The 25,228-nt window shown below is 60.7% G+C and carries 22 protein-coding genes and 1 riboswitch; of the genes, 9 read left to right on the top strand and 13 right to left on the bottom strand.

The window, feature by feature from the left end; genetic code table 11:
* Window positions 1-163: 163 nt before the first annotated feature.
* From RQH62_RS19645 to RQH62_RS19670, 6 genes are all read right to left on the bottom strand, one after another.
* A complete protein-coding gene (locus tag RQH62_RS19645) occupies window positions 164-1,483 on the bottom strand; it encodes an FAD-binding oxidoreductase (protein ID WP_311270345.1) in 1,320 nt (439 codons plus the stop codon).
* Window positions 1,484-1,518: 35 nt separating this feature from the next.
* Entirely contained in the window at window positions 1,519-2,700 is a 1,182-nt protein-coding gene (locus RQH62_RS19650; protein ID WP_311270346.1) for a heparan-alpha-glucosaminide N-acetyltransferase domain-containing protein, read from the bottom strand.
* A gap of 28 nt (window positions 2,701-2,728) precedes the next feature.
* The gene (locus RQH62_RS19655; protein ID WP_311270347.1) at window positions 2,729-3,121 is read right to left on the bottom strand and encodes a RidA family protein; all 393 of its coding nucleotides are present in this window, start codon (window positions 3,119-3,121) and stop codon (window positions 2,729-2,731) included.
* Complete coding sequence (locus RQH62_RS19660) at window positions 3,121-4,203, bottom strand: alanine racemase (RefSeq protein WP_311270423.1); 1,083 nt, start codon at window positions 4,201-4,203, stop codon at window positions 3,121-3,123. The genes RQH62_RS19655 and RQH62_RS19660 overlap by 1 nt, the downstream gene beginning before the upstream one ends.
* 198 nt (window positions 4,204-4,401) lie before the next feature.
* Window positions 4,402-5,943 (bottom strand): ABC transporter substrate-binding protein, encoded by a 1,542-nt coding sequence (locus tag RQH62_RS19665; RefSeq protein ID WP_311270348.1) that lies wholly within the window; start codon window positions 5,941-5,943, stop codon window positions 4,402-4,404.
* Complete coding sequence (locus RQH62_RS19670; protein WP_311270349.1) at window positions 5,940-7,301, bottom strand: aldehyde dehydrogenase family protein; 1,362 nt, start codon at window positions 7,299-7,301, stop codon at window positions 5,940-5,942. Before RQH62_RS19670 ends, RQH62_RS19665 begins: the two co-directional genes overlap by 4 nt.
* A gap of 207 nt (window positions 7,302-7,508) precedes the next feature.
* Between RQH62_RS19670 and RQH62_RS19675 the strand changes: the two genes are divergently transcribed.
* From RQH62_RS19675 to RQH62_RS19685, 3 genes are all read left to right on the top strand, one after another.
* A complete protein-coding gene (locus RQH62_RS19675; protein WP_311270350.1) occupies window positions 7,509-8,420 on the top strand; it encodes a LysR family transcriptional regulator in 912 nt (303 codons plus the stop codon).
* Between the two features lie 300 nt (window positions 8,421-8,720).
* On the top strand, window positions 8,721-9,704 hold the full coding sequence (locus RQH62_RS19680) for a hydroxyacid dehydrogenase (protein ID WP_311270351.1): 984 nt from the start codon (window positions 8,721-8,723) through the stop codon (window positions 9,702-9,704).
* A gap of 98 nt (window positions 9,705-9,802) precedes the next feature.
* Window positions 9,803-11,107, top strand: coding sequence for an MFS transporter (locus tag RQH62_RS19685; protein WP_311270352.1), 1,305 nt, complete (start codon window positions 9,803-9,805; stop codon window positions 11,105-11,107).
* Between the two features lie 69 nt (window positions 11,108-11,176).
* On the opposite strand, the gene RQH62_RS19690 is transcribed toward RQH62_RS19685, so the two are convergent.
* Window positions 11,177-12,238: an MBL fold metallo-hydrolase gene (locus tag RQH62_RS19690; RefSeq protein ID WP_311270353.1), complete on the bottom strand. Its 1,062-nt coding sequence runs from the start codon at window positions 12,236-12,238 to the stop codon at window positions 11,177-11,179.
* A gap of 46 nt (window positions 12,239-12,284) precedes the next feature.
* Complete coding sequence (locus tag RQH62_RS19695; RefSeq protein WP_311270354.1) at window positions 12,285-12,524, bottom strand: hypothetical protein; 240 nt, start codon at window positions 12,522-12,524, stop codon at window positions 12,285-12,287.
* 186 nt (window positions 12,525-12,710) lie between these two features.
* Here RQH62_RS19695 and RQH62_RS19700 point away from each other — a divergent pair, with 186 nt between their 5' ends.
* From RQH62_RS19700 to RQH62_RS19720, 5 genes are all read left to right on the top strand, one after another.
* Window positions 12,711-15,530, top strand: a complete 2,820-nt coding sequence (locus tag RQH62_RS19700) for a TonB-dependent receptor domain-containing protein (RefSeq protein ID WP_311270355.1) — start codon at window positions 12,711-12,713, stop codon at window positions 15,528-15,530.
* A gap of 17 nt (window positions 15,531-15,547) precedes the next feature.
* Window positions 15,548-16,222, top strand: coding sequence for an RraA family protein (locus RQH62_RS19705; RefSeq protein ID WP_311270356.1), 675 nt, complete (start codon window positions 15,548-15,550; stop codon window positions 16,220-16,222).
* 86 nt (window positions 16,223-16,308) lie between these two features.
* Entirely contained in the window at window positions 16,309-17,007 is a 699-nt protein-coding gene (locus RQH62_RS19710) for a helix-turn-helix domain-containing protein (RefSeq protein ID WP_311270424.1), read from the top strand.
* Window positions 17,008-17,579: 572 nt separating this feature from the next.
* On the top strand, window positions 17,580-18,095 hold the full coding sequence (locus RQH62_RS19715; RefSeq protein WP_311270357.1) for a hypothetical protein: 516 nt from the start codon (window positions 17,580-17,582) through the stop codon (window positions 18,093-18,095).
* A 48-nt stretch (window positions 18,096-18,143) separates the two neighbouring features.
* Complete coding sequence (locus RQH62_RS19720) at window positions 18,144-19,118, top strand: hypothetical protein (protein ID WP_311270358.1); 975 nt, start codon at window positions 18,144-18,146, stop codon at window positions 19,116-19,118.
* Between the two features lie 124 nt (window positions 19,119-19,242).
* Here the strand turns inward: RQH62_RS19720 and RQH62_RS19725 are convergent, their stop codons facing one another.
* From RQH62_RS19725 to RQH62_RS19745, 5 genes are all read right to left on the bottom strand, one after another.
* Entirely contained in the window at window positions 19,243-19,518 is a 276-nt protein-coding gene (locus RQH62_RS19725) for a hypothetical protein (RefSeq protein WP_311270359.1), read from the bottom strand.
* Between the two features lie 17 nt (window positions 19,519-19,535).
* A complete protein-coding gene (locus tag RQH62_RS19730; RefSeq protein WP_311270360.1) occupies window positions 19,536-21,149 on the bottom strand; it encodes an FAD-dependent oxidoreductase in 1,614 nt (537 codons plus the stop codon).
* Between the two features lie 177 nt (window positions 21,150-21,326).
* Window positions 21,327-21,983 carry a DsbA family oxidoreductase gene (locus RQH62_RS19735; RefSeq protein WP_311270361.1) on the bottom strand — a complete coding sequence of 219 codons (657 nt, stop codon included), beginning with the start codon at window positions 21,981-21,983 and terminating at the stop codon, window positions 21,327-21,329.
* Between the two features lie 378 nt (window positions 21,984-22,361).
* Window positions 22,362-22,562, bottom strand: coding sequence for a DUF5818 domain-containing protein (locus tag RQH62_RS19740; protein WP_311270362.1), 201 nt, complete (start codon window positions 22,560-22,562; stop codon window positions 22,362-22,364).
* Window position 22,563: 1 nt separating this feature from the next.
* Window positions 22,564-23,364 carry a S1/P1 nuclease gene (locus tag RQH62_RS19745; protein ID WP_311270363.1) on the bottom strand — a complete coding sequence of 267 codons (801 nt, stop codon included), beginning with the start codon at window positions 23,362-23,364 and terminating at the stop codon, window positions 22,564-22,566.
* A 150-nt stretch (window positions 23,365-23,514) separates the two neighbouring features.
* A riboswitch (Fluoride riboswitch) is annotated at window positions 23,515-23,594 on the top strand.
* 23 nt (window positions 23,595-23,617) lie between these two features.
* Here RQH62_RS19745 and RQH62_RS19750 point away from each other — a divergent pair.
* On the top strand, window positions 23,618-25,015 hold the full coding sequence (locus RQH62_RS19750; protein ID WP_311270364.1) for a voltage-gated chloride channel family protein: 1,398 nt from the start codon (window positions 23,618-23,620) through the stop codon (window positions 25,013-25,015).
* Window positions 25,016-25,228: the final 213 nt, after the last annotated feature.

Raw genomic sequence — 25,228 nt, forward strand, 5'->3', positions numbered from 1 at the left:
ATCTTGTCCGAGAGCCGGATGCGGGAGATCTGCACGTCCGGTTCGATGAGCAGGGAGTGGAAACGGACCGTCTGGCAAGCCCCACAGGCGCGCCGCACGACACCGCGCCACTTCCTGACTCTACCGGTGACGGCGCACAGTCATTTTTCAGCTATTGTAAGGATTAGAGCGATCCTACCTTTATCTTGGAGCCATCGAGCAGCCGGCTGAGCCGGAAGTGGGACGGATCTACCGCCGGCTTGTCCTGAGCGACCAATTGTGCTGCCAGATAACCGATACCAGGCCCCAGTCCAAAACCATGGCCCGAGCAGCCCGCCGCCAGATACAGCCCGTCCACCGTATCGGTGGCGGAGATGACCGGTACGGCATCGGGCGTGCAATCGACGTAGGCGCCCCAGGCGTGATCGATCTCGATCGCGTGCAACTGGGGAAAGGTGCCGCGCACATTGTCCAGGATTGCGTTGACCAACCTGCGGCTAGGGGCAGGATCAAGGATGCGGTTGCGCTCAAAGATGCGGTCGCTGCCGAAAAGGGCCGCCAGCGATTCCGGACCTTTGATAAAGGAACTGCCGACCTGCATCCGAACGGCCTTTAGCCGCTGGATGAATTGCGGCATGAATGCGCGTGCAAAGGCAATACCCTGCGGGGTCAGTTCCAGCGCGGCGCGTCCGCTGATTGCCAAGGTATAACTGCCGTCGAGACGACGGGTCATAGCCAGATCGGGACAGTAGAGAACCTCACCGACGTCCACTGTCGGCTTGGTGCGGATGGCGGTCTGCCGCACGCTCGCCTGCGGGAACGTCACCCCATGACGGCGCAGGAAACCGGAAGCCCAGGCGCCTGCCGCGCAAAGCACGGCATCGGTCCTGATGAACCCCTTTTCGCTATGGACGCCTGTGACCCTCCCATTGGTAATGTCGAGGCTCCGCACTGCGCAATTTTGATGAAGGGTTGCGCCCAACGCTCGGGCGCCTTCGGCAAGGATGGGCGCAGCGAGGGCTGGCTCGGCCTTGCCATCCGCGACAGAGTGAATTCCGCCGACCCATTTGCGGCGGGTTTCCGGAATGCGCGTGGCAGCTTGCGCGGCGCTCAGCATATGGGTTTCGACGCCGAACTCGCGGGCTGTCGTGCGCCAGGCTTCCCAGCCCGCGAGCATCGCAGCATCGTGGGTCGTGTAGACAAGGCCGGTGCGGCGAAATCCCAGATCCTGACCGATTTCACCGGCCAGACTGTCCCACAGCGACATGGACAGAAGCGACAGGGGCATCTCGCGAGGATCGCGGTTTTGCAGGCGGCACCAGCCCCATGTACGGCTGGATTGCTCGCAGGCGATATGGCCCTTTTCGAGCAGCGCTACGGACAAGCCCCGCTTCGCCAGATAATAGGCCGATGCCGCCCCGACGATGCCGCCGCCGATGATGACGACGTCCACTGCCTCGGGCAGGCTCTCATTGCTCGTGACAGGACGAACGGCAGGATACATTAGGGGAACCTCTATCGATGGGTAGGGCGGGCGCGTTACAGATATTTGAGCCACCAGATGTCCTTGCGCCGCTTTTTGAGGTTCGAGAACCAGCGCGTCGGAAAATAGAGGGGCACGATCAGACCCAGATACCAGAGCCAGACCCAGCCGAGCGAGTCTACGCCGAAAATGTCACCATGGTTCGTGCCCCAGATCGCCCGCGCTGTCAGATAAAGGACACGCAGCAGATAGAGATGGAAAAGGTAGAAGAACATCGGCGCGCCGCCCATCACTGCCAGCCAGTGCGTCAGTCGCGTGTCATTCGCCCGCTCAAAGGCTGCAAGCAGGAGGAGGCCGATGCCCAGCGTCGGCAGCAGGAACAGCAATGACGGGGGATATTTGGTGAGTGCAAGGAAGCTCATCACCGTCCGGAGTGGCTCGCCCGGCACGACGAACCATAGCGCGTCACCATAGATGTTGAGCGCGCGCAGGGTCAGGAAGCCGACAATCATGGCCGCCCCGGTGAGCAGCAAGGTCTGGCGGCGTTTCTCGGCTGTCAGCTTCGAAAACCAGCCGCCCGCCGACCATCCCAGGCAGATCACGCCGATCCAGGGCAGGACGGGATAGTTGAACTTGATGACCGTGCCTGCCAGTTCGATCTGAGAGCGTTCGTGGATGATGGCCCAGGGTATGAACAGCGGATGGTCGGGCGGAAAGACGATGCCGTCCAGCAGATTATGTCCTGCGACTAACGCAATCCCCAGTAGCAGGAGAGCGCGCGCTGGCAGATGGATGAGCGCCGCCAATATGATCATGCAAAGGCCTATGGCCCAGATCACCTGCAAAAAGACGAAGTGCGGAACCAGCTCGACCCGCCAGGAAAAATTCACCAGCGTCAGTTCCAGCAGCACGAGGAAAGCGCCGCGGCTGAGCAGGAAGCGACTGGTTTCGGCCAGACTGTGACGCTGGCCATAGAGATAAGCCGAAAGGCCGGTCAGGGCGACGAAGATCGGCGCGCAAAGCGTGCTGGTGATACGGGTGAAGAACAATGCCGGCATGATCGTCCGCGCATCCACCGGGTCGCCCACGGGCATGTAGAGGAACCAGGTTTCCCGCACATGGTCGAGCAGCATGATGACCATGACCAGCCCGCGCAGGGCGTCGATGCTTTGCAGCCGTGATCCGCTGGCGACCGGACTATGTGCGGTCGAAGCGGACGGGTAAGCGAGGGTGGCCATGGGCGCCTCCGGTTGACGAGGGGAATATCTAGGCAGGAATGCGGGCGATTGCGTCCACCTCGACCAGAAAGCCGTAATGCAGCTGCGGAACCGGAACGACCGTGCGGGCGGGCCGGGCACCGCCGAGCATGTCGCTGTAAATGCGGTTGAACTCCGGCCAATTTTCGACACCGACAATATAGGCGGTGACCCGGCACAGATCGTCCGGCTGGCCGCCTGCCGCCGTCAATATCGCCAGCATGTTGGCGATCGCTTGCCGTGCCTGCGTTTCAAAGCCCATGTCTGGCAGCGGGGCCTCGTCGGCGCGGATGGGCAACTGGCCCGAAACATAGAGATCGTCACCCGACCGCATGGCCTGGGAATAATGGCCTGCCGGCGCCGGTGCGGCGTCGGTCAGGATAGGTTGTGGCTTGTCGTTCATTACCATCCTCCAAAGCGCTGCCACTCGCCATGGACGATGTCCGAGGCGCTGTGGACGACATGATAGCTGCGATGCTGTGCGCCGGTGGCGCAGGCATGATTGGGGAGGATGCGGACCCGGTCGCCGATTTTGAGGTCCGGCAGCGCAGCGTCCGTTTCGGGGCGCACCATGATGATGCCATGTTCCTGATTGGCGTCCGCCAGGATCAGATCGTCATAGGGCTGACCGCTACTGTCACAGACGACGCCATAGCCCTGATTGACCGCCTGCTTTGCCGTGCCGCGATCCTGCGACATCGCCATCCAGCCCGCATCGATCAATATCCACCCCTTTTCCCGCTGATGCCCGATAACGGTCGCCAGGACGGACAGCGCAATGTCCTCGATCTTACAGATGCCGACTCCGGCCATGACCAGATCGAAAAAGACGAATACTCCCGCGCGCACTTCCGTCACACCCGTCAGGTCGGTGGCATGATGCGCGGTCGGCGTGGACCCCACGCTAACCACCGGGCAAGGCAGGCCCGCATCGCGCAGGATCGTGGCCGCGTCCACGACGCTGCGCCGTTCTTCCTCGGCGCAGCGTTGCAGCGCCTCCGCCCCGCGCGCGGCATAGCTTCCCCCGGCATGGGTCAACACGCCGCGCAACTCGCCACCGTCGACCAGCGCCTTGCCGATGGCGATCAGGCGATCCCTGTCTCCCGGCAGGACACCGGCGCGATGGCCGTCGCAATCGATTTCGATCAGCGCGGGAATGGCATCGCCCGCTTCCCGCGAGGCCGCCGCAACCGCCTGCGCCTGCTCGACTGTATCTAGGACGACGGCGAGATCGACCCCTTGCCTGCGCAGCGCAATGACCTTGGCCAGCTTCCACGGCGCGATGCCGACGGCGTAGATGATATCGCGCACGCCGCCCGCTGCAAAAAATTCCGCCTCCTTGAGCGTCGATACCGTGGCCGGCCCTTGGGGCGTAATCATGACGCGCCGGGCGACCTCCACCGATTTCGCCGTCTTGAGGTGGGGCCGGAGGGTCACGTTCAGAGGCTTGAGCCGTTCCCGTAGCCGGGCGATATTGCGCTCCATGCGGCCGGCGTCCAGAACAAGGCACGGCGTTTCCAGATCGCCGAGGCGCTTGCCAGCATCCGGGATTTCTATGGCTTCCAATGTCTCTGCTGCGTTCACGGTGGCTGTCCTTGCTGATCTTGAACGGGATGCTGCATGATACTGAGCGATCACGCAATTAACGGCTGTTGCACGTTTGGATAAGGTGGAGCTTAACTCCTACCCATCCCACCAGACATGCTCGGCAAAAGTATATCCCATGAAACCGCCCAGAGGCACGGGATACAGGCCCTTTATTCGGCGGTCATGGCCGTCGAGCAAGCTGATGAAGACCGGGATCGCACTGCCGCAATATTGGCGCACAAGACCCTGCATCTCTCCATATAGCTGTTTACGCTTTGTCTGATCCGACTCTCCCCGCGCTTCCAGCAGCAGACGATCGAACCGGGGATTCTTCCAACCCGATTCATTCCAGGTCGCATCCGACTTGTAGAACAGGCTGAAGATCATGTCGGCGGTGGGGCGAGGATTACTGTTCCCGAAGCCGAGCGGATGCTTCATCCAGTGCGTCGACCAGTAACCGTCGGCCGGCACGCGGTTGACGGACAGGTTCAGACCAATGCGTGATCCATATTCCTGAAGGACCGATGCCATGTCGACCGACCCTTCGGCCGCCGGAGAGGCATAGATTGGCAGGCGCATGCCGGCGACGCCGGACCTTTGCAAATGCCATTTCGCGCGATCCAGATCGAGTTGGGTCTGGGGCAGATCGGCGCGATAATAGGGATGGGATGGCGGAATGGGATGATCATTGGCGATGGTCGCATAGTTGCGGAACAGCGCCCGATTGATAATCGGCCGGTCGAGCAGATATTTGATCGCCGCGTTGAAATGCGGGCTGGATGTCGGCAGCCGGTCCTGCCGGATGATGAGATTGGTATAGAGGCCGGATTTGGCTTCGACGATGCCGTGGGCGGGCGACGCGAGGATGCGACGGGTCGATCGGGGATTGACCGCGTTGATGAGATGTACGTCGCCAGACAGCAGCGCGTTGACCCGGCTGACCTCGTCCGGGATGCCGATCAGTTCGATCTCGTCCAGATAGGGTTTGCCGGGCTTCCAGAAATTGGGGTTGCGCCGGACCAGCGTGCGGATGCCGGGGCGGAACTGGGCCAGCCTGAACGGACCGGTCCCGTTTGCCGCGCGGAAATCCTTTTGCCCATCCGAGACGATCAGGAAATGGGATTGGGCGAGGATCGCGGGCAGATCGGCGTTGGGACCGACCAGCCTGATTTGCAACTCCAGCGGCCCGGTCGCCCTGATCTGTGCAAACTGCCGGGCGATGTCCGCCATTTTCGAGCCGACCCTCGGATCTTTATGGCGGAGCAGGGAAAAGACCACATCTGCCGATGTCAGGCTTTTCCCATTGTGAAAGGTGACGCCTTTGCGCAGCCGCACATACCACAGCATCTGGTCCCGGCTGACCATGGTTTCGGCCAGGGCCGGGCGTGGATTGAGCGCCCGATCCAGTTCCGTGAGGCCGCTATACAGCATGAAGTGCCGGACATAGTCGGTGTTGAGCGCACCCTTGGCGGGATCGAGCGTATCCGCCGTCGAGGTAGATGTGCTGGCGACGCGGATGCGCCCGCCTTTGCGTGGCCGACTGGCACTGGCGGCGGAGGCTGGCAGGATAATGCCGCCCGTGCTCATCGCCACGCCCGACCCGATCAGGTCGCGACGGCTGAAAAGCGGATCGCTCATGCCGGAAAATAGCCCAATACCGCCTTGGTTTCGAGATATTCCTCAAGACCGAAGACGCCATATTCGCGGCCATTGCCGGACTGTTTATAACCGCCGAACGCGGCAAAGCCGTCCCAGGCTGGATGGTTGATATGCACCTGTCCGGCCCTGATCCGGGCGGCGACGCGGCGCGCGCGGTCAAGATCGCCCGATTGGACATGGGAACCAAGGCCAAAGATGGTGTCGTTGGCGATGCGGATGGCGTCCTCTTCATCCTGATAAGGGATCAGGCAAAGGACCGGGCCGAATATTTCCTCCTGCGCGATCCGCATATCCGGCTGGACTTCGGAGAAGATCGTCGGTCTGGCGAAATAGCCACGCGACAGGCCTTCGGGTCGGCCCGGCCCACCACACAGCAGTTTCGCGCCTTCCGCGATGCCGACGCCGATCATGGCCTGCACCTTGTCGAACTGGCTGCGATTGGCGAGGGGGCCGAGAATCGTGTCCTCCGACTGCGGATCGCCCACCGTCATCGATGCCGCAGCGGCAACGGCCAGTGCTTCGGCTGCCGCCAGTCGCCCGGCAGGCACGAGCATCCGCGTCGGCGCGCTGCAGGATTGCCCGACATTGCGGAACGCCGCCGCCACCCCGATCGGCACGACCCGTGCGAAATCGGCATCGTCCAGCAGCATATTGGGCGATTTGCCGCCCAGTTCCTGCGTTACCCTTTTCACGGTCGGCGCGGCCGCTTGCGCCACCAGCACACCTGCTCGCGTAGATCCGGTGATGGAGATCATGTCGATATCGGGGTGCGCCGCGATGGCTGCGCCAACCTCCGCGCCGGAGCCGCTCACCATGTTGAAGACGCCCGTCGGCGTCCCCGCATCATGCATGATCTGGGCGAACAGATGGGCGCTGAAGGGCGAAAATTCGCTGGGCTTGAGGACAATGGTACAGCCCGCTGCGATGGCTGGCGCGACCTTGGCCGTGATCTGGTAGAGCGGCCAGTTCCACGGGGTTATGAGGCCGCAGACGCCGATCGCTTCCTTTGCGATGGCCGTCGTTCCCTGCTGGTGGATGAAGGCATAATCGTCCAGCACCGCGATCGCGGCGCGCACATGCGCAATGCCGAACGGCACCTGCGATGCGCGCGAAAAGGTGATGGCACTGCCCATTTCGAGTGTGATCGCCTGCGCCAATTGCTCGAATCGTTCCTTCATCAGCGTCAGGATGGTGTGAAGCAGGGCGATGCGAGCAGCGGGTGAGGTCAGCGAGAAGGAGGCGAATGCCTTGCGAGCCGCCGCGACCGCCCTATCGACATCCGCCGCGCTCCCGGCCGCGACCGATCCGATGATCTCCTCGGTTACCGGGCTGGTCATGGTGATGGACGGCAAGCATCCTGTCGGTTCCTGCCAGCAGCCGTCGATATAGATCTGATCGCAATGCGGCACGGTCATTATCGAACCTTTCAGGGTCAGGCGGGCGGCGCTTTTGCGGTCATGACCCGTTGTTCCGATGCGCAGGATATGCCAAATCGTGAATGCTGCAATTAATCTAAACTTTATGTTGAATTAAGGCACGACCTAATGATCTCGACCGACGATCTGACCTTCTTCCACATGATCGCAGGCTCCCCTTCGCTTGCCGAGGCCGCACGCAGGCTCAATGTGACGCCGCCCGCCGTCACCCAGCGCCTGCGCGCGCTGGAGGCAAAGGTTGGCGTCAAGCTCATCGACCGCACCTCGCGTGGCCTCAGCCTCACGGATGAAGGCGAACTCGTCGCCTCGGAAGGGGCGACGATCATCGGAGCAATCGATGATCTCTCCGAGCAATTGGCCAGTCGGACCAGCCAGGTACGCGGCCATTTGCGCATTGCTGCGCCTTATGGTTTCGGCCGACGCCACATCGCGCCGATCGTTCAGAAATTTACCGAGGACCATCCCACAGCTTCGGCCACGCTGGAACTGTCCGACAGCCCGATCCGGCAGATGTCGGAAAGCTGGGACATCATCGTCCATATTGGCGCCCTGCCGGAAAGCGACCGGTTGGTCACGACGCTTGCCCCCAATCGGCGTATCCTCTGCGCGGCTCCGACCTATCTGGCGAACGTCGACCCGATCGAAAATCCGATGGATCTTGCCGCGCATCGTTGCCTCGCGCTCCGGGAGAATAATGAGGATGTCACGCTGTGGCGCTTCAGCCACGTCAGACATGGCAAGGTGACGGTCCGGATCAAGCCTAACCTTTCAAGTAATGACGGCGAAATCATTCGTGATTGGGCGCTGGCCGGACTTGGAGTAATTGTACGGAGCGAATGGGATGTGGCCGAAGACCTCGCCGCTGGCCGACTGACAGAAATCCTACCGAATTGGTCGCTGCCTGCCGCTGACGTCGTAGCTCTACTTCACGCTCGAACGGGGCGAAGTGGTCGGACGAATGTCTTCCTACAGTCACTGAGAAATAGGCTATCGCCGGCTCCATGGCGTTGCGAAGCATAGCATTTCCGAGGTGCCGCTCACTGATCCTGTTCTTGGGAGCAACAGGCTGATTTCGATGCTCGAGCATCTGCCGGTGAGGTCTGAGCGAACGGTCCGCTCCTGGGGGACGATTTTGGGCCGCTGAGCGGCAACAAAGGGTCAGATATCACCACCCCCACCGGACACAAGGAGCGCCCCGCACGCCGCGCAAATTTATGTATCGCAATGCAGTTTTGAAACGACGTTGCAAAATAACTTTTTGACGATATTGTGCACCTTGTGAAGGGGCCGATGCCCCTCGATTTTGGATCGAGGATGAACATGTCAAACCATGCTGCGCTGATCGTCGGCGGTGAAATCGCGCCGAAGGCAAGCGCATTGGCGAACGAGCGCGGATTGGCGCTGACCTCCTGCAAAAGCTACCCCAGCGAGGATGAATTGGTCGAGGCTGCCAACGCCATCAGGGCGCAGGCGTTGATTCTGCGTATGGGTACGATCAGCCGTGGCGCAATAGAACGGATTCCGACGCTCAAGGTGATCGCCAAACATGGCGTCGGTTATGACACAATCGACATTGCCGCCGCTGCCGATCAGGGCGTGATCGTTCTGGTTGCCGGTGGCGCCAACGCACTGTCCGTGGCGGAGCAGGCGCTGGCATTGTTGCTGAGCGTCGCGCGCTCCACGGCCTGGCTGGACCGCCGCCTGCGTGCAGGCGAATGGGACAAGTCGACTTATACCGGCGTGGAAATAACCGGCCGCTCCATCGGCCTGATCGGCCTGGGGGTGATTGGCCGTACCTTTCTGGATCTGCTTAAGCCATTCAACATGACCGTTCGTATCTATGATCCCTATCTGGCTGACGATCAAATTCCGGTTGGGGCCGAGCGTGTGGAGACAGTCGACGCGCTTCTTACTGTCAGCGATATCGTCAGCCTTCATTGCCCGCTGACGGAGCAGAACCGCAATCTGATCGATGCAACCGCACTGGCCACGATGAACCCAGACGCCATTCTGATCAACACTGCGCGGGGTGCTCTGGTCGATCAGGATGCGCTCTTCATCGCGCTGCGTGACGGTATAATCCGTGGCGCAGGCCTGGATACGTTCGCAAAGGAGCCGACATCGGCGGACAACCCTCTATGGACTTTGCCCAATATCGTGGGGAGTCCTCATGTAGGCGCCAACACGGTAGAGGCGCGTGATCGCGTCGGCATGTCCTGCGTCGACCAGATCGTGACCTATCTTGCTCATGGCGAGATCGACGCGCGCAATCATGTGAACCGTGCCGTCAAGGCTGCGGCCTGAAAGTACCGAGCATCCGCAGGCGGCTGTGACACCGGCCTGCGGCAAGACAAGAAGAGGTGCACCAAGCGCCTGCTCTTGAGGCTGAGGAGAGTGAAGCCATGAGTTCCGATCGCGCCCTTGAAGCGCAGACGATGCGTAAAGTGACCTGGCGCTTGTTGCCGTTTCTGATGCTCTGCTACCTGATGGCGTTCATCGATCGTACCAATGTTGGCATGGCCTCGCTCCAGATGAATGCGGATGTGGGGCTGAGCAGCAAGGTGTTCGGCTTTGGCGCTAGCCTTTTCTTCATCGCCTATTTCCTGATGGAGGTGCCCAGCAACCTGATGTTGCAGAAGGTCGGTGCCCGTTTCTGGATTGCCCGGATCATGATTACCTGGGGGCTGGTCTCCATGACCATGGCGCTGGTGTGGAATGCCCAGTCCTTCTATGTGATGCGCTTCCTGCTGGGCGCTGCGGAGGCCGGCTTCTTCCCTGGCATCATCCTGTACCTCACCTACTGGTTGCCGCCCCGTTATCGTGGTCGCTTCCTGGCCTTGTTCGCGATAGCGATCCCCGTATCCAGTTTCATCGGTTCGCCATTGTCCGGCCTTCTGCTTTCGATGAATGGCCTTGGCGGACTGCGCGGCTGGCAATGGCTTTTCATCCTGGAGGGGGTGCCGACCGTCCTGCTCGGCATCGCGTGCCTGAAGGTCCTGACCGATCGTCCGGCGCAGGCGACATGGCTGACAGAAGAAGAGAGGAACTGGCTGCAACGCGAACTGATCGCCACCGCGCCGCAAAAGCCGCTGGTGAGCGGTTCGGCCTGGCGTCTGGCCGTCACGCCGGCCTTCTGGGCAATGGTCATCGCCTGTTCGGGCGCGTCGGCGGCGGGCAGCGTGCTCAGCATCTGGCAGCCGCAACTGCTCAAATCCTTCGGACTGACCGATCTTCAGACCGGACTGGTCAACTCGATACCTTATGGGGTCGCGTCGATCGCCATGGTGTTTTGGGGTCGGCATTCCGATCGCACCAATGAACGGCGCTGGCATACCGCCCTGCCACTCATCCTCATCGCCGTAGGGGCCGTGGGCACTTTCGTGCTGAGCGGACTGGCGCCGACGCTGCTGCTGCTTACGTTCGTACTGGTCGGTGCATATTGTTTTAAAGGGCCATTCTGGAGCATGGCGTCGACATGGCTGTCGGGCAGCACCGCTGCCGCCGGTATCGCGGCGATCAATGCCACTTCCAATCTTATTGGCGGCGGCCTGATGGTGAATGTCTATGGCTTCATCCATGACGCAACGGGCAGCTATGTGCTTGCGCTTGTTCCGCTGGCACTGCTGACGCTGGCCAGTGCCACGGCAGTTGTGATTGTCGGGCGCGCGACAAAGTCCGACAGGGTGGCAGGGGCCATCCGCGCCTGACATGAAAGAGGGGAGGCGCAATCAGCGCCTCCCCTCGCCGAAAGGTGCGACCCTCGGCTTAGTCGATCATCATGGCTTTGCGGATTGAAGCGTCGGCAGCAACGCACCCGGCGCGGCCCTCGATACCGCCTCATCAATGTCGGCGCTCAGGCACATGCGCCATTCCGCATCATATCGCACCACGCCTTCGCGATCGACGACATAGGGATTGGGGTCGCCCGCCTTGCGATTGGCGAGTGCCGTTACCCGTGTCAGTCCATCATCGCCGACCGTATGGTTGGACAGCACGACATCGGCCTGCATCAGGTCGGTATAATCCGCGAAATGATTGAGCGACCGTCGAAATTCCAGCAATGACGCCAGGTCGCGCGGCGATCCCTGCCCGCCAAACAACGACGCCATATGCGGAACGCCTTTATCCGTCACGGGAAACAGCAGCGACACGGTGCCGGGGGTATGGCCCGGCGTCATCAGTACCGTCAGCGTTCGCTCGCCCAGACCTATTTGCTGCCCGTCGGTCAGGAAGAAATCGTTTCCGGACTTTACCGGCAATTTACCCCATTTGGGATCGCCTTCCCAATCCTCCCGGCTCATCCCAATCCGTGCGCCTGACAGCGCCTTGAGATAGGACGCACCGCCAAAATGGTCGAGATGATTATGGGTGATGAGGATGATGCGGATGCGCTTGGGATCGAGGCCCAAAGCCTTCATGTTCGCGACGATCACATCCCTGGCATCCGCCTCTGTGGTCAGCGCGTCGAGCAGGATGATGCCATCCTTGGTATCGATCGCCCAGATATTATTTTCTGCCGTGCCGATCGAATAGACTTTGTCGAACACCTCGATCGGTCTGGGGGCAGGGGCCTTGAGCGGTCGGCGCTCGCGAACCGCCTGACAGCGATAATAAAGGGTGACGGGCCAGAGCGGACCGCCGGCCTCAGCCGCCATGTCGGCATAGGCGCGCGCGCCCGACGCGCTATAGCCGCCGACCTTGCGCATCTCTTCGACATTATGGATTTCCGGGCGGCCGCCATTGGGGCTGGCCGGCGCGCCTTCCCGTGCCTGCGTCCATGCCGGCACCAGCGCGATCTGCGCTGTCAGCGAGGCGAGGAGCCATGATCGAGTTCGCATAGTCTCTCCTTAATGTCTTGGTTTTATAGAAGGGGGTACGCGGCTGTCAGCATGACGCCGCAATCACGGCGACGCGCTCGGTGAGCCGCTGTGCCAGCGAATGACGCACCGCTCGTCCAGCGACCAGCTTACGCCATGTATTATAGCTGATTCCAAACCGGTCGTTCAGCGCCTCATCGGTCTGGCCGGTAGCAAGCCTCTTCATCATCTCGACGACTTCGGGGTCAAGGAAGGTCTGGCCCTTGGGCGCGGCAATGCCATGCATGTCGATCATTTTCTTGGTCACGGCTCCTCTCTTGTCGATCCTTTTTTTGCGATCCGGCCCCGAGAATAACGGGGTCATATAAAAATGCAACGACGTTTCAGAATTGTGTTGCAATGAAATTCGAAGACGATAGAAGCTGCCCTCACATCCATATATGGACAAATATCGGGAGAGGATCTGATGGGAATGGTTCGGTCGCACACGCGCATGATGCGGGTTTCCTTGCTTGCCGGCGTCGCGATAGGTTTCGTGGCGGTACCAACCGCTTATGCGCAATCGACGGCAGCTGATGCCCCACAGGGTTCCATCGACCAGGCGCAGGGAACCGACGAAGCTGCCGATCAGTTAGTCGCGCCTCAGCAGAGCCAGACGGCCGATATCGTCGTAACCGGATCGCGGATCGGCCGCAGCGGCTTTACGACTCCGACCCCGGTGACCGTGCTCAACGCTGACCAGCTGACCAAGGCGGCGCCATCGACCATTGCGGACTCGCTGCGCACCCTGCCGGCACTGACCGCGACCAGCGGTCCCCAACGCGCAAGCGGCACACAGGGGGGCGGTCAGAGCTTCCTCAACCTGCGCAATCTGGGCGCTACCCGCACCCTGACACTGTTGGACGGTCGCCGCTTCGTTGCAGCCAGCCAGTTCGGCACGGTGGACGTTAACCTGCTGCCTTCGGGCCTGATTCAACGCGTCGATGTCGTGACTGGCGGCGCTTCGGCCGCCTATGGCTCGGATGCTGTCGCAGGCGTCGTCAACTTCATCCTCGACACCAAATATGAGGGTCTGAAGGGCGAAGTTTCCTCAGGCATTTCCAATGAGGGCGACAATCAGGAACTGCGCGGCACGCTGACCGGCGGCATTTCGCTGGCCGACAATCGCCTGCATCTGCTCGCCAGTGCGGAATATTATCGCAACAAGGGCATATTGGAAGGCGAGCGCGACTGGGCACGGCGTGGCTCCAACCTGATTAACGGCCCGGCTGGCGGCCCCGCACTGATCGCAGCGGAGGATGTCCGTGCAATCGGTAGCTATGGTGGCATGATCACCACTGGCAACGGTGGCACGGCGGCCCAGAATGCCCTGTTCCGGGGTCTGCAATTCGATCCGGGCGGCGTGGTTCGCCCTTATGATTACGGCTCCTACACCACAGCGACGCAGCAGATTGGCGGCGATGGCGTAAACACCGAACTGCTTCAGGAAATCAACCGCCCGCTGGAGCGCGCTGCCTTCTTCGGTCGCGCCGAATATGATCTGACCGATAGCTGGTCGATCTTCGGTGAGGCCTCCTACGGCACGACCTCGACCCGCTATTCGACCTCGACCAATCGCCATCTGGCGACCAACCCTATCACCATTCGCCGCGACAATGCTTTCCTGCCTGATTCCGTGCAGGCGATGCTGGCAGCGAACCCGAATGTCACCTCGCTTACCATGCTGCGCTGGTCGGTCGAGGGCGGGCTGGCTGACGTGGCGGTCGACACCGACACGGACCGTTATGTCGCGGGCTTCAAGGGCGAGCTGGGCGGTCTCAAGATCAACGGCTATTATCAGCACGGCCGCACCAAGCAGCGCACCGATGTCATCAACAACGAGATCACTGCGAACTTCACCCGCGCGGTCGATGCCGTGGTCAATCCGGCGAATGGCCAGATCGTCTGCCGCTCCACATTGACGAACCCCAATGATGGTTGCGCGCCCTTCAACGTCTTCGGCGAGGGATCACCATCCGACGCCGCACTCGCTTATACTCGTGGCACCAGCCGGACGGACTCGACGTTCAAGGAAGATGTCGCCGCGATCAACATTTCGGGTACGCTGTTCGAAGGCTGGGCCGGTCCCATCTCCTTCGCGACAGGTGGCGAATATCGCAAGGAGCAGGCGCAGCTCAGCGTCGATGATATTTCCCATGCTGGCGGCTTCCTCTTCGCCAACCCGCAGCCCTGGTCGGGCAATTACAATGTCAAGGAAGGCTATGTCGAAACGGTCATCCCGCTGCTGAAGGACCTGCCCTTCGCGAAGGATGTCGAGTTCAACGGCGCCATCCGCTACACCGATTATTCGACCAGCGGTGGCGTTACGACCTGGAAGGCAGGGCTTAGCTGGACGCCATTCGATTCCCTACGTCTGCGCGGCACCCGCTCGCGGGATATCCGAGCGCCCAACCTGTCCGAACTCTTTACCAGCGGTCGTACCCAGTCGGCCACCGTGGTCGATCCGTTCATGGGCAATGTCCGCACATCGGGCATCTTCATCACCACGACCGGCAATGCCAATCTGCAACCGGAAAAGGCCGACACACTGACTTTGGGCGCGGTCTATCAGCCGTCTTTCGTGCCCGGCTTTAGCATCTCGGCCGACTATTATGACATCAAGATCAACGACGCGATCGGATCGCTGTCGGCGCAGCAGGGCGTGGACCAGTGCTTCGCGGGCAACCAGTTGGCTTGCGGCTTCATCACCCGCGATGCGGCCGGCAACATCGCGGCCTTGACGGCCTATCCCATCAACCTGTCGACACTCGAAACCAACGGTGTCGATGTGGAGCTCAGCTACCGCGTGCCCTTCGCCGACGATACCACATCGCTGTCGCTGCGTTCGGTCATATCCTATGTCGGCAAGCTGGCGACGACCACGCCGGGTTCACCCTCGATTGACCGGGCCGGGGAAGTCGGCATCAATTCCAACCCGCACTGGCGTTTTAACGCCCAGGCCGACTTCACGCGCGGCAATTTCAACTGGTTCAATCAGGTCCGCTTCATTGGCGGCGGTCGCTATGACAATACCAAGGGACCGGCGGCGGTCGAGCTCCAGGACATCAAGCCGCAAGCCTATTGGGACATGCGCTTCGCCTACAAGTTCCAGGACTTGGGCAAGGGCGCTGAAATGTATCTGAACGTGCAGAACGTCCTCAATCAGGATCCGCCTTACGCCCCCGGCGACGGCTCGATCGCGGTCGCCACCAATACGCAGCTCTACGACACATTCGGCCGCGTCTTCCGGGTCGGCTTCCGTTTCAACTTCTAATCTGACTGGAGTGAAGAATGAGCATTGGTTTTCGCGTCCTGCCCGTCGAGCGCCGGGTATCCGCCGAACTGGTCAGCCAATATCGTGACCTGCCGGTGGCGAATGTCAGCGATGCGATGAACCGCATGTTTGCCGGTGGCGCTGCGCTTCGCCCGATGCACGGGGGCGGCATCCTTGCCGGTCCTGCCGTGACGGTGAAAGCGCGGCCCGGCGACAATCTGATGCTGCACCGCGCCCTCGACATCGCCCAGCCGGGTGATGTTGTGGTGGTCGACGCTGGCGGCGACCTTACCAACGCGCTTATCGGCGAGTTGATGGTCGCCCATGCGGAAAGTCGGGGTTTGGCGGGCATCGTCATTTTCGGTGCCATCCGCGACGTGGCGGCGATCCGCGCCGGCACTTTCCCAGTCTTCGCAGCCGGGGTCACGCATCGTGGCCCCTACAAGGACGGTCCGGGCGAAGTGAATGTGCCGATCGCGATCGACGGCATGGTTATCCATCCCGGCGACCTCATCGTTGGCGACGATGACGGACTGCTGTCGGTTGGCATCGATGAGGCGCAGGCCATTTATGAAAAGGCCAGCGCCAAGCATGCGGCCGAAACCGCGCAGATGGAAAAGATCCGGCGTGGTGAAAACCCGCGCGCCTGGGTGGTAGAGACGCTCAAGCGCCTGGGTTGCGAAGGCGTTTGATAGCGGTTGATCTGTTCGCTACAGCAGTCTGATTATTGAGGATTGCTATGGCGACGGACGTAAAAGACAGACCGGCATTGGAAGGTGTGGCAGCGCTCGAAAGAGGGCTGCTGCTTCTTACCTGTTTCAAACAGGGTGACGGGGTGGTGGGACTTGCCGAACTGGCCGAGCGCACCGGCCTCGTCAAAAGCACGATCCTGCGGCTGGCCGTATCGCTGGAACGCTATAATCTGATCGTGCGCATGCCCGATGGCCAATATCAGTTGGGCAGCGAAGTCGCGCGACTGAACTCGGTCTTTCGCGAAAGCAATGACTTGGAACGCCATATCCAGCCGATCCTGGCCAAGCTGGCGGTCGAAACGGAGGAAACGGCAACTTTCTATGTGCGACAGGGCGACGTGCGCCTCTGTCTGTTCCGGGTAAACTCGCCGAGCAACCTGCGTCTCGACGTACAGCCAGGCACACAGCGACCGCTCGACGGTTCCGCCTCGGCGCAATTGCTCCAGTTGTTCGAACAATGGCCGGATGCGAAGCCGGATCTTCCGCCACTACCCATCTATACTTCAGGCGTCACGACGCCGCATGTGGCGTCCATGTCGGTTCCCGTAATCGGCCATGGCGATCGCCTGATCGGCGCCCTCAGCCTTGCCGGCCCGGAAGTGCGCTTGAGTGAAGGGCGTTCGCAGCTTGCGCTGCCGTTGCTGCAAGCGGGGTTAGCCCTTTGCCGATCGCTCGGCGGCGATGCGGAAGCGATCTATCGTGTGCCCATCGCCCTCGCGACCTAACCGAGAATGAAAGATCAAACATTGGTAAGGCTCTGCCATTATCGTGATCGGTCGGTCGAAGCCACTGGTGAGCCCGACAGTAACGCACCGACCTTGGTCACTTCTGCATAGAACTGACAATTGACTTGGTAGCGCGGCGGCCATTTTCGTCTGGCCCATAACGACCTCAGTTGGCGGGCAAGTATAGGGCCACTATTTCAGCTTCTCTGCCCCGAGCTTGAAGGTTGCCTATCCGCCAGTTCTGCAGGGCGTTGTCAGGTTAGCTGACGGTCCGCTCTTGGAGCGGAGAAATTTGCGGCTGAACGGCAACAATGGGTCGTCATTCGCAGATAGGCTTCTACCCAACGATGGCTCGATAACCGGCCGCCCGACTTAAATCCGCCGGCAAGCGTCGCGCCATAGGCCACACCTATGGTGCGGGTAAAATTCGTTATTTGACCTCAGATTGAAGAGGATGCGACCAAGGCGGCCGACTGGGAGATGGATTGATGCACGCCGGTTACACCTTACGCGCCCGTCGGCGGTGCGTTCGTCGTTTTTGCTTTGCCGCGCTGTCATTCTCATCCCTTTTCATGCCGCCTGCACTTGCCCAACAACCGGCGAGTGGACTTCGCACTGCCGTCGATTCGGCACGGTTGCGCCGCGTCGGCACGATCGATCCCCGCTTTCAATCCTACAATGTCGAGATGATCGAGGTGATGGGCGGTGCCTTCTGGAAGCCCTATGGTTCGACCATCAGCGCATCGCCCGCCTCTCACGACGCCCAACTGGGCATCAATGTCAGCCAGTTCGAATACCGCCCGCCGATCGATCTTGCCAATGCCCGTCTCCGTCTCCTCGCCCGAGCGCTCGGCCCCGCCTACATTCGCGTTGCCGGTACCTGGGCGAACAGCGTCTATTTTGCCGACAGCGACACACCGCCCGCAAAGGCACCTGATGGCTTCAGGGGCGTTCTCACCCGCCAGCAATGGCGCGGCGTAATCGCATTCGCCAGGGCGACCGATGCGAAGATCATGACGTCCTTCGCCATCAGTCCCGGCGTGCGAAATCGCAGTGGCGCCTGGACTCAGGACATGGCCCGGCACTGACTTGCCTACACCCGCGCGGTCGGGGGCACGATCACCGCCGCCGAGTTCATGAACGAGCCATCGATCGCCGGTATCAGCGGCGCACCCAAGGGATATGATGCCGCCGCTTATGGCCGAGATTTCCAAGCCTTCCGCGCCTTCGCAAAGAGAGAAGCGCCGGGCATGCTCATCCTTGGCCCGGGCTTAGCTACCGAGACACCCGAGCCATGGGGCATGCCGTCTGACATTCCCGGATCGATTTCCACCGCTGAATTGCTCGCGAGCGGAGGATCGGACGTCGATGCCTTTTCCTATCATCACTATGGCGCTGCATCTGTCCGTTGCGAAGCGTCGCGCATGCCGCAAACTCGGCTGGACGACGCGCTGTCCGAAGAATGGCTGGCTCGTACCAGCGTAACGCACGCCTATTATGCGGCGCTGCGTGACCGCTACGCGCCGGGCAAACCGATCTGGATGACAGAGGGCGCCGATGCGGCGTGCGGAGGCAATCCATGGGGTGGCACCTTTATCTACAGCTTCCGCTATCTCGACCAGCTCGGCCGACTGGCAAAACAGGGCGTTCAGGTCTCCATCCACAACACGCTCGCCGCCGGCAGCTACAGCCTGCTGGATCCTGAGGATTTCAGACCCAAAGCCAATTATTGGGCCGCTCTTCTATGGCACAGGCTAATGGGGGCGACCGTTCTCGACGCGGGAATGCCGCGCCAGCCTGGTCTCCATGTTTATGCCCATTGCCAGCCCGACCGGGCAGGTGGCGTCGCATTACTCGTCATCAACAATGACGCGGCCCGTACTGCATCGATCACTCTGCCCGGCAAGCGCTTGCGCTATACTCTTTCAGCGCCAGACGCGCCGTCGATGGGCGTGAAGCTGAATGGGCAGCTGTTGCGCCTCGGTGCAAACGACAGACTGCCTGTCCTCACTGGCTTCTCTGAGCGATCGCCCGTTGCTAGTTTTGCGCCGCGCACTATTAGCTTTCTTGCCATGCCAAAGGCTGAGAACCCAGCCTGTAAGTCACATTGATGCTGGCCAGTCGTCGGTCAGCTTGAGGATTGATGCTTGATCAGCGGCCCTTCCTCTCCTGAAGGTCGCGCTTTTGCTGTTGATTGGCCGGAAAGGGGTTACAGCGGCAGGCCACAGTTGGGGCTTAACCAAAAGTCGGCTTTAGCATCATGAACTGAGGAAAGCCGACAGTCGTCGAGGGCAGGCCGATGCAAATGATTTGACGAGCATTCGTCCCTATCCAGGCCTTTGTATCGGATTGCTCGCCTTTCTGACTCTTGTCGAGGAGCGTTGCGGGTAAGTCGATATTTGTTGGACTTTCATAATTCTTCGAGCTGGTTTCGCTCAGCTGCAAGATCCTGCTGATTAAGCGGGACATAGCCGCCGTTAAACTTGGTATAGCGATGCTCGGCTGACGCATCACTTGGCCTGCGCTCTTCAACCGTTGAGATATTCCCAGACTTTGGAAATGACGACCGATCCTTCCCCGACTGAAGAGGCCACGCGTTTGACCGAACCCGAACGGACATCGCCGACCGCAAATATGCCGGGGCAGGAGGTCGCATAGGGCGAGCCGCCATCTACGGGGTCGCCCGTCATTACAAACCCCTGGTCATCCAGGGCTACAAGACCAGTCAGCCAGTCCGAATTGGGTGCCGCGCCCACCATCACGAACATCGCGCAGACCTGAATCGTCTGTTCCTCTTCACCATCCTTCTGGATCGTGACGGCGTCGAGCTTGTCGGTGCCGTGCAGCGCCGTCACCTGCGCGCCATATTCTATGCTGATCCTAGGGTCGGCTTCCAAGCGGCTCGACAGATAATGAGACATGGACGTCGCCAGTGAAGTGCCTCGCACCAGAAGACGGACATGGCCGGCAGATCGGCTCAGATACATGGCCGCCTGTCCCGCTGAATTGCCACCTCCTATCACGATCGCCTCGGTGCCTTGGCAATAACGCGCTTCATTCTCGGTCGCCGCATAATAGATGCCTGCACCTTCAAACTCCGCAAACCGGGGAATCGGCAGGCGCCGATATTGCACGCCGGTCGCGACGATGACGGCGCCTGTCCGGACCTGTTGTCCATTGTCGAACGTCGCGCAAAACTGGCCATTCTCCAACCGTTCCAATCGTTCGACACGGCGCGGCATGATGAACCGCGTACCAAATTTCATGGCCTGGATCTCACCGCGCCAGACAAGGTCCGCGCCCGATATCCCCGTCGGGAAACCCATATAATTCTCGATCCGGCTCGATGTACCCGCCTGGCCGCCGATCGCGATATCCTCGACAACAAGGGCATTGAGCCCTTCAGCGCCCGCATAAACGCCGGCCGCCACGCCGGCGGGGCCGCCGCCAACGATCAGCACGTCAAATGCTTCGCATCGGGCAACATCAAGATTGAGGCCGAGCAGTTCGGCAATCTTATGCGGCGTGGGTTCAGCGATGACCCGATCACGACCGAAGATAACCGCAGGCTTATCGATGGGAATGACACAACTGGTGGCGACCCGGATCGCCTCGGGGCTGCCGACCGAATGAGACGCAAATGGCAGGCGATTGCGGCTCGCAAATTCCGCGATACAGCGTATGTCGCGATCGTCATCCTCGCCGATCAGCACAAGCGTCCCATCCCGATTGTCGAGCTGCCGCCGACGCCGTGCTGATAATACGGTGATGATGATATCCGACATTTCCGGCATGTCGGCCATCAACCGCAACATGGCATGCCGCGGCACTTTGACCACCTGCGTGTCAAGCGCGGCGCGCATCGGCATTGTCCAGACACCGCCACTCAGAAAAGATATCTCTGCCATGAATTGGGTTGGGCCAAGGGTCGAGGAGCCATAGCGCCTTCCGCTAAAAGCATCGACAACTTCGATCTCGCCTTCATCGACATAGACAAAGCAATCGACCGGATCGCCTGGCTGCACGATATAGGTGCCTGCCGCATAGGTCGCTGGCGTGCCAGCCGCGCGTAAAGCTTCGACATGGGCTGTCGCGAGCGGAACCCGCTGCATCTCGCCAAGATCGCGGCCAATGGTTTCCATCAGGCTGATGCTACAGCTGGCGCGGCAACCTGCCGTGACGGTGGGCTCGATTTGCTATTCAGCGCAGCTCTCCTGAGAAACGACCATTAATGACGCAGACTATCGATCACGGCCTTTGCCCCTGCAACAGGCAAATGACGATAGCAGTTCGTTGTCGATATGCGCTTCACAGCAAGATCAGGCCATCTGACCTTCCTTCGCGATCTGGCGCAACGCCTGCTCGAACGCCTCGGCAGACTGTCCGCCGCTGATAAGATATTTCTCATTCACGATGATTGCTGGTACGCTGTTGATCCCACGTGATCGCCATAAGGCCTCCTCGTCGCGCACAGCCGCAGCAAACATGTCGCTCTCCAGGATTGTAAGAGCCCGTTTCCTATCCAGCCCAGCCTCCTCGACTGCATCCAGCAACACCGCATGGTCCGCGACATTGCGCCCGTCGGTGAAATAGGCCCGGAACAGAGCAAGTTTGAGATCGGTCTGCCGACCTTCTTCTCCTGCCCAGTATAAAAGCCTGTGAGCGTTGAACGTGTTATAGATGCGGCTATCGGGACTCATTGTGATGGTAAAGCCGAGCGCCGCAGCGCGGTCCATTATCATCGCGCGGCTGGCGGCTGATTGTTCAGGCGTGGATCCATATTTCTGGGCGATATGTTCGCCCAGATTCTGCCCTTCCGTGCCCATCTCCGGATTAAGTTCGAAGGGCTGGAACCGGATGTCAGCGATAACCTCGCCATCAAGCCTTTCCAACGCGGCCTGCAACCCCTTGAGCCCGATGATGCACCAGGGACAGGCAACGTCCGATACGAAATCGATCTTCAGATGGTCCGCCATGCCAGTCTTCCTTTCATGCGCGACGGGGCCGCCGCTGCCTGCCTTTGAAGATAGGAATACAGGAGCGTAAAAAGGAGAGGCAACATCGCTGTCGCGCGCGGGGCAGCATCTTGCAATGGTCGCCCATGGCGCCCTGATATGACACTCGCTGTGGTGGGGGGTATGCGCAGCAATGTAGACAGTGCAGATTCTGGTCGCAATAGTCATGTCTGCCGACAGAGCCGGCCGGACTGCTTCCTGAACCGACAAACAGGCATGGGCCCTTGGTCGTCGCGGAGTCCAGCGCCGGCTTGATCCAGATCGGCTACCAGCGCCGCTGATCAACCGTCATGCGGGATGTAGGAATCAATCCAATATTCCTCTCGAGGCTGAACTCTGTCAGCTACGTTCGATCCGATCTACGTCCAGCATATCGAATTCCGAGCGCGTGCCCTGCACCCGCACCTTGTGCCCCAGGAGGTGGCGAAAGCTTCCGCTGATGTCGAGCCGCCATTTCCCGCCATCAGAAACATGCAGGATCGGATACAGCCCGTCATCGAGCAGTATGCCGGTCAGATCATGGCACGATCCCCGGGGCACGCTATTTGCGGCTCGTCTCAGCGTTGGCGGACTGCTCGAATATCCCATTGAGATAGGCTGCGATGCGGATACCGGCGCGTTTGAGCCGATCATCCAGCTCCACACGATGCTGATAGGCATATTCCCAGGAGATGGCGGGATCGGCAGGATAGATGGTTCTGCGCAACGCGATACTCTCGGCTATCCAGTCGGAGGGGTTGCGATCATTCCATTCAATGACCTGTTGTGGCGTGATCGAACGGGTCAGCCATCCGGCAAGTTCGGAATAGGAAAGGGATCGCTGCTCGATCATGGCGCTGTCCCAGACCGCATGAAGATTGGTCGGTCGGCCAAACCAGCTTATCTTGAAATCATTGCCGCCACGATCGCCGCCGCCGCCGGCGTGAAGAGGCTGATGGAGATCGCCGATAATGTGGACGATGAAGCGAAGCGCCAGGCGCTTGTCGTCCAAGGAGGCGTGCGGATTGCGCAGTGTTGCCGTAAAGCGGACGAGCGCCGTCATCGCATCGCCCTCGGCAGGGGCATCCGAGGCCTTGTAGGCGTTGCTCTCACGCACAGTGACATAATGCCAGGGGCTTGCCTTTTTCTGCCAGAACTCAGCCGGATCGGATTTCATGTCATCGGGCCAGGTCGCCGCCTCGGCAAGATCGGTGGCGCCGAGCAGCAGTTGCACATTAGCCCGGGCAACGCCGCTGAGATTTTCATCAGCAATCGCACCGGTGATCCGGTGGCCAATGGGCCCCCATGCATGGGCAGGGGCGGCAAAGAGAAGCGGGAGGGCCAGCAGATATGAAAAGCGCATAACTTCATGTTTGGCAATGTTTTGGGTCGAAGGGAAGACAAGGTCCGCGCCAATCTGGGAGCAGGGTCGGGCTGCGATATAGTGCGAGTTTGCGAATATCGTCGGCGCTTGTGCATCGCAGCATTGACCAAAATCGCCGCGAAGGGCATATCGGCGCCAGGCAATGGATTTCTGCCTGTCCTTCCCTCGAGGGACGAACCGCCATTTTGGCTGATGATTCCTACCTTTCGCCGTCAGGCAACAAGGGGGAATCGTGCGCGCAATTATTAGTCAGTTCGTCCGCAATCTCAATTTTGAAGACTTCGCCCAGACGCGGCGTGAACACCTCATCTCGGTCATCCGCTGGGTCTTGATTCTCGTGCCCATGGCGGTCGCGATCGGCAGTCTTTGTGCAGCCTTCCTTTGGAGCCTGGACGTCGCAACCCGGACGCGCTTCGCGCACCCATGGTTGTTGTTCCTGCTGCCTGTCGCCGGCTTCGGCGTCGGCCTCATCTACCATTGGGTCGGCCGCAGTGTCGAAGGCGGCAACAATCTCATCGTCGAGCAGATTCACCAGCCGGTCGATGGTGTGCCGCTGCGGATGGCGCCGCTCATCCTTGTTGGCACGGTCATCACGCACCTGTTCGGCGGTTCAGCGGGGCGTGAAGGCACGGCGGTCCAACTGGGCGGGAGTCTTGCAAGCTCGGTGGCACGGATCGCCAGGCTCGATGAATCCGGCGTACGGATCGTCCTCACTGCCGGGATCGCGGCGGGCTTCGGCGCTGTGTTCGGTACTCCGCTCGCGGGCGCGGTCTTTGCTCTTGAGGTGCTGGCGATTGGCCGGCTCGAATACTCGGCTCTGGTCCCATGTCTGGTCGCCGCGATCGTCGGCGACTGGACGTGCCAGATGTGGGGCATACACCACGGCAATTACCATATCGACTATGTGGCCTCCGGCGCGGCCTTGACGGTCGAACCGCTGCTGCTGCTTCAGGCTGCTGCCGCGGGCGTCATCTTCGGCCTGGCTGGCCGGCTCTTTGCTGAAGCCAATCAGGGGCTGAGCAGCTTGTTCAAGCGTCATATCCCTTACGGCCCGTTTCGCCCACTGGTGGGTGGCCTGCTGGTGATCGCGCTCGTCTATGCCCTGGGGACGCAGGACTATCTTGGCCTGGGCGTATGGTCTGCCGATCCGTCGGCGCCCACGATTGCGAAATTCTTCGAGCCGCCAGTCGATAGCTGGAGCTGGCTGCTGAAGATTCTCTTCACGGTCGTGACGCTCAGCGCCGGCTTCAAGGGTGGCGAAGTGACGCCGCTGTTCTTCATTGGCGCAGCCCTTGGTAACGCCTTCGGTGGATTGCTCGGGGCCCCCATCGATCTGTTCGCAGGGCTGGGCTTCGTTGCCGTCTTCGCCGGTGCTGCAAACACGCCCTTGGCCTGCGCGATCATGGGCGTAGAGCTCTTCGGTGCCACGCATATCGTACCGATCGCTGTTGCCTGTTTCACCGCCTATCTCTGCTCGGGACACAGCGGGATTTATCTGTCCCAGCGCATCGCAGTCTCTAAAGCGCGGTCTGGCCGGCCAGATGTCGGCGGCACGCTCCGGGATGCGCGATCTCCACGGCTGCAGCCTCGAACCGCAGCAACCCTATCGACCGCAAACGACGAGAAGTGACATGACCGATCTGCCTCAAGCGTGATCGACGAAGACCGACTCAATGCCTTGCGGATAAGGCGCAACTGGATCGAGATCAGCGTCAGACGTCGCGCTACCTCGCGATAGCCAACGCCGGCTGCGCAGCTCGTGGGCCTGCTGCATGTTCAGATGAGCCTGATCAGCCCGGCTTGGCAAGGACGGTCTATCTGAAAAATGGCTGATCCGGTTTCG

It is taken from the genome of Sphingobium sp. WCS2017Hpa-17 (genome assembly GCF_031843765.1).
In the GTDB taxonomy this organism is placed as follows: domain Bacteria; phylum Pseudomonadota; class Alphaproteobacteria; order Sphingomonadales; family Sphingomonadaceae; genus Sphingobium.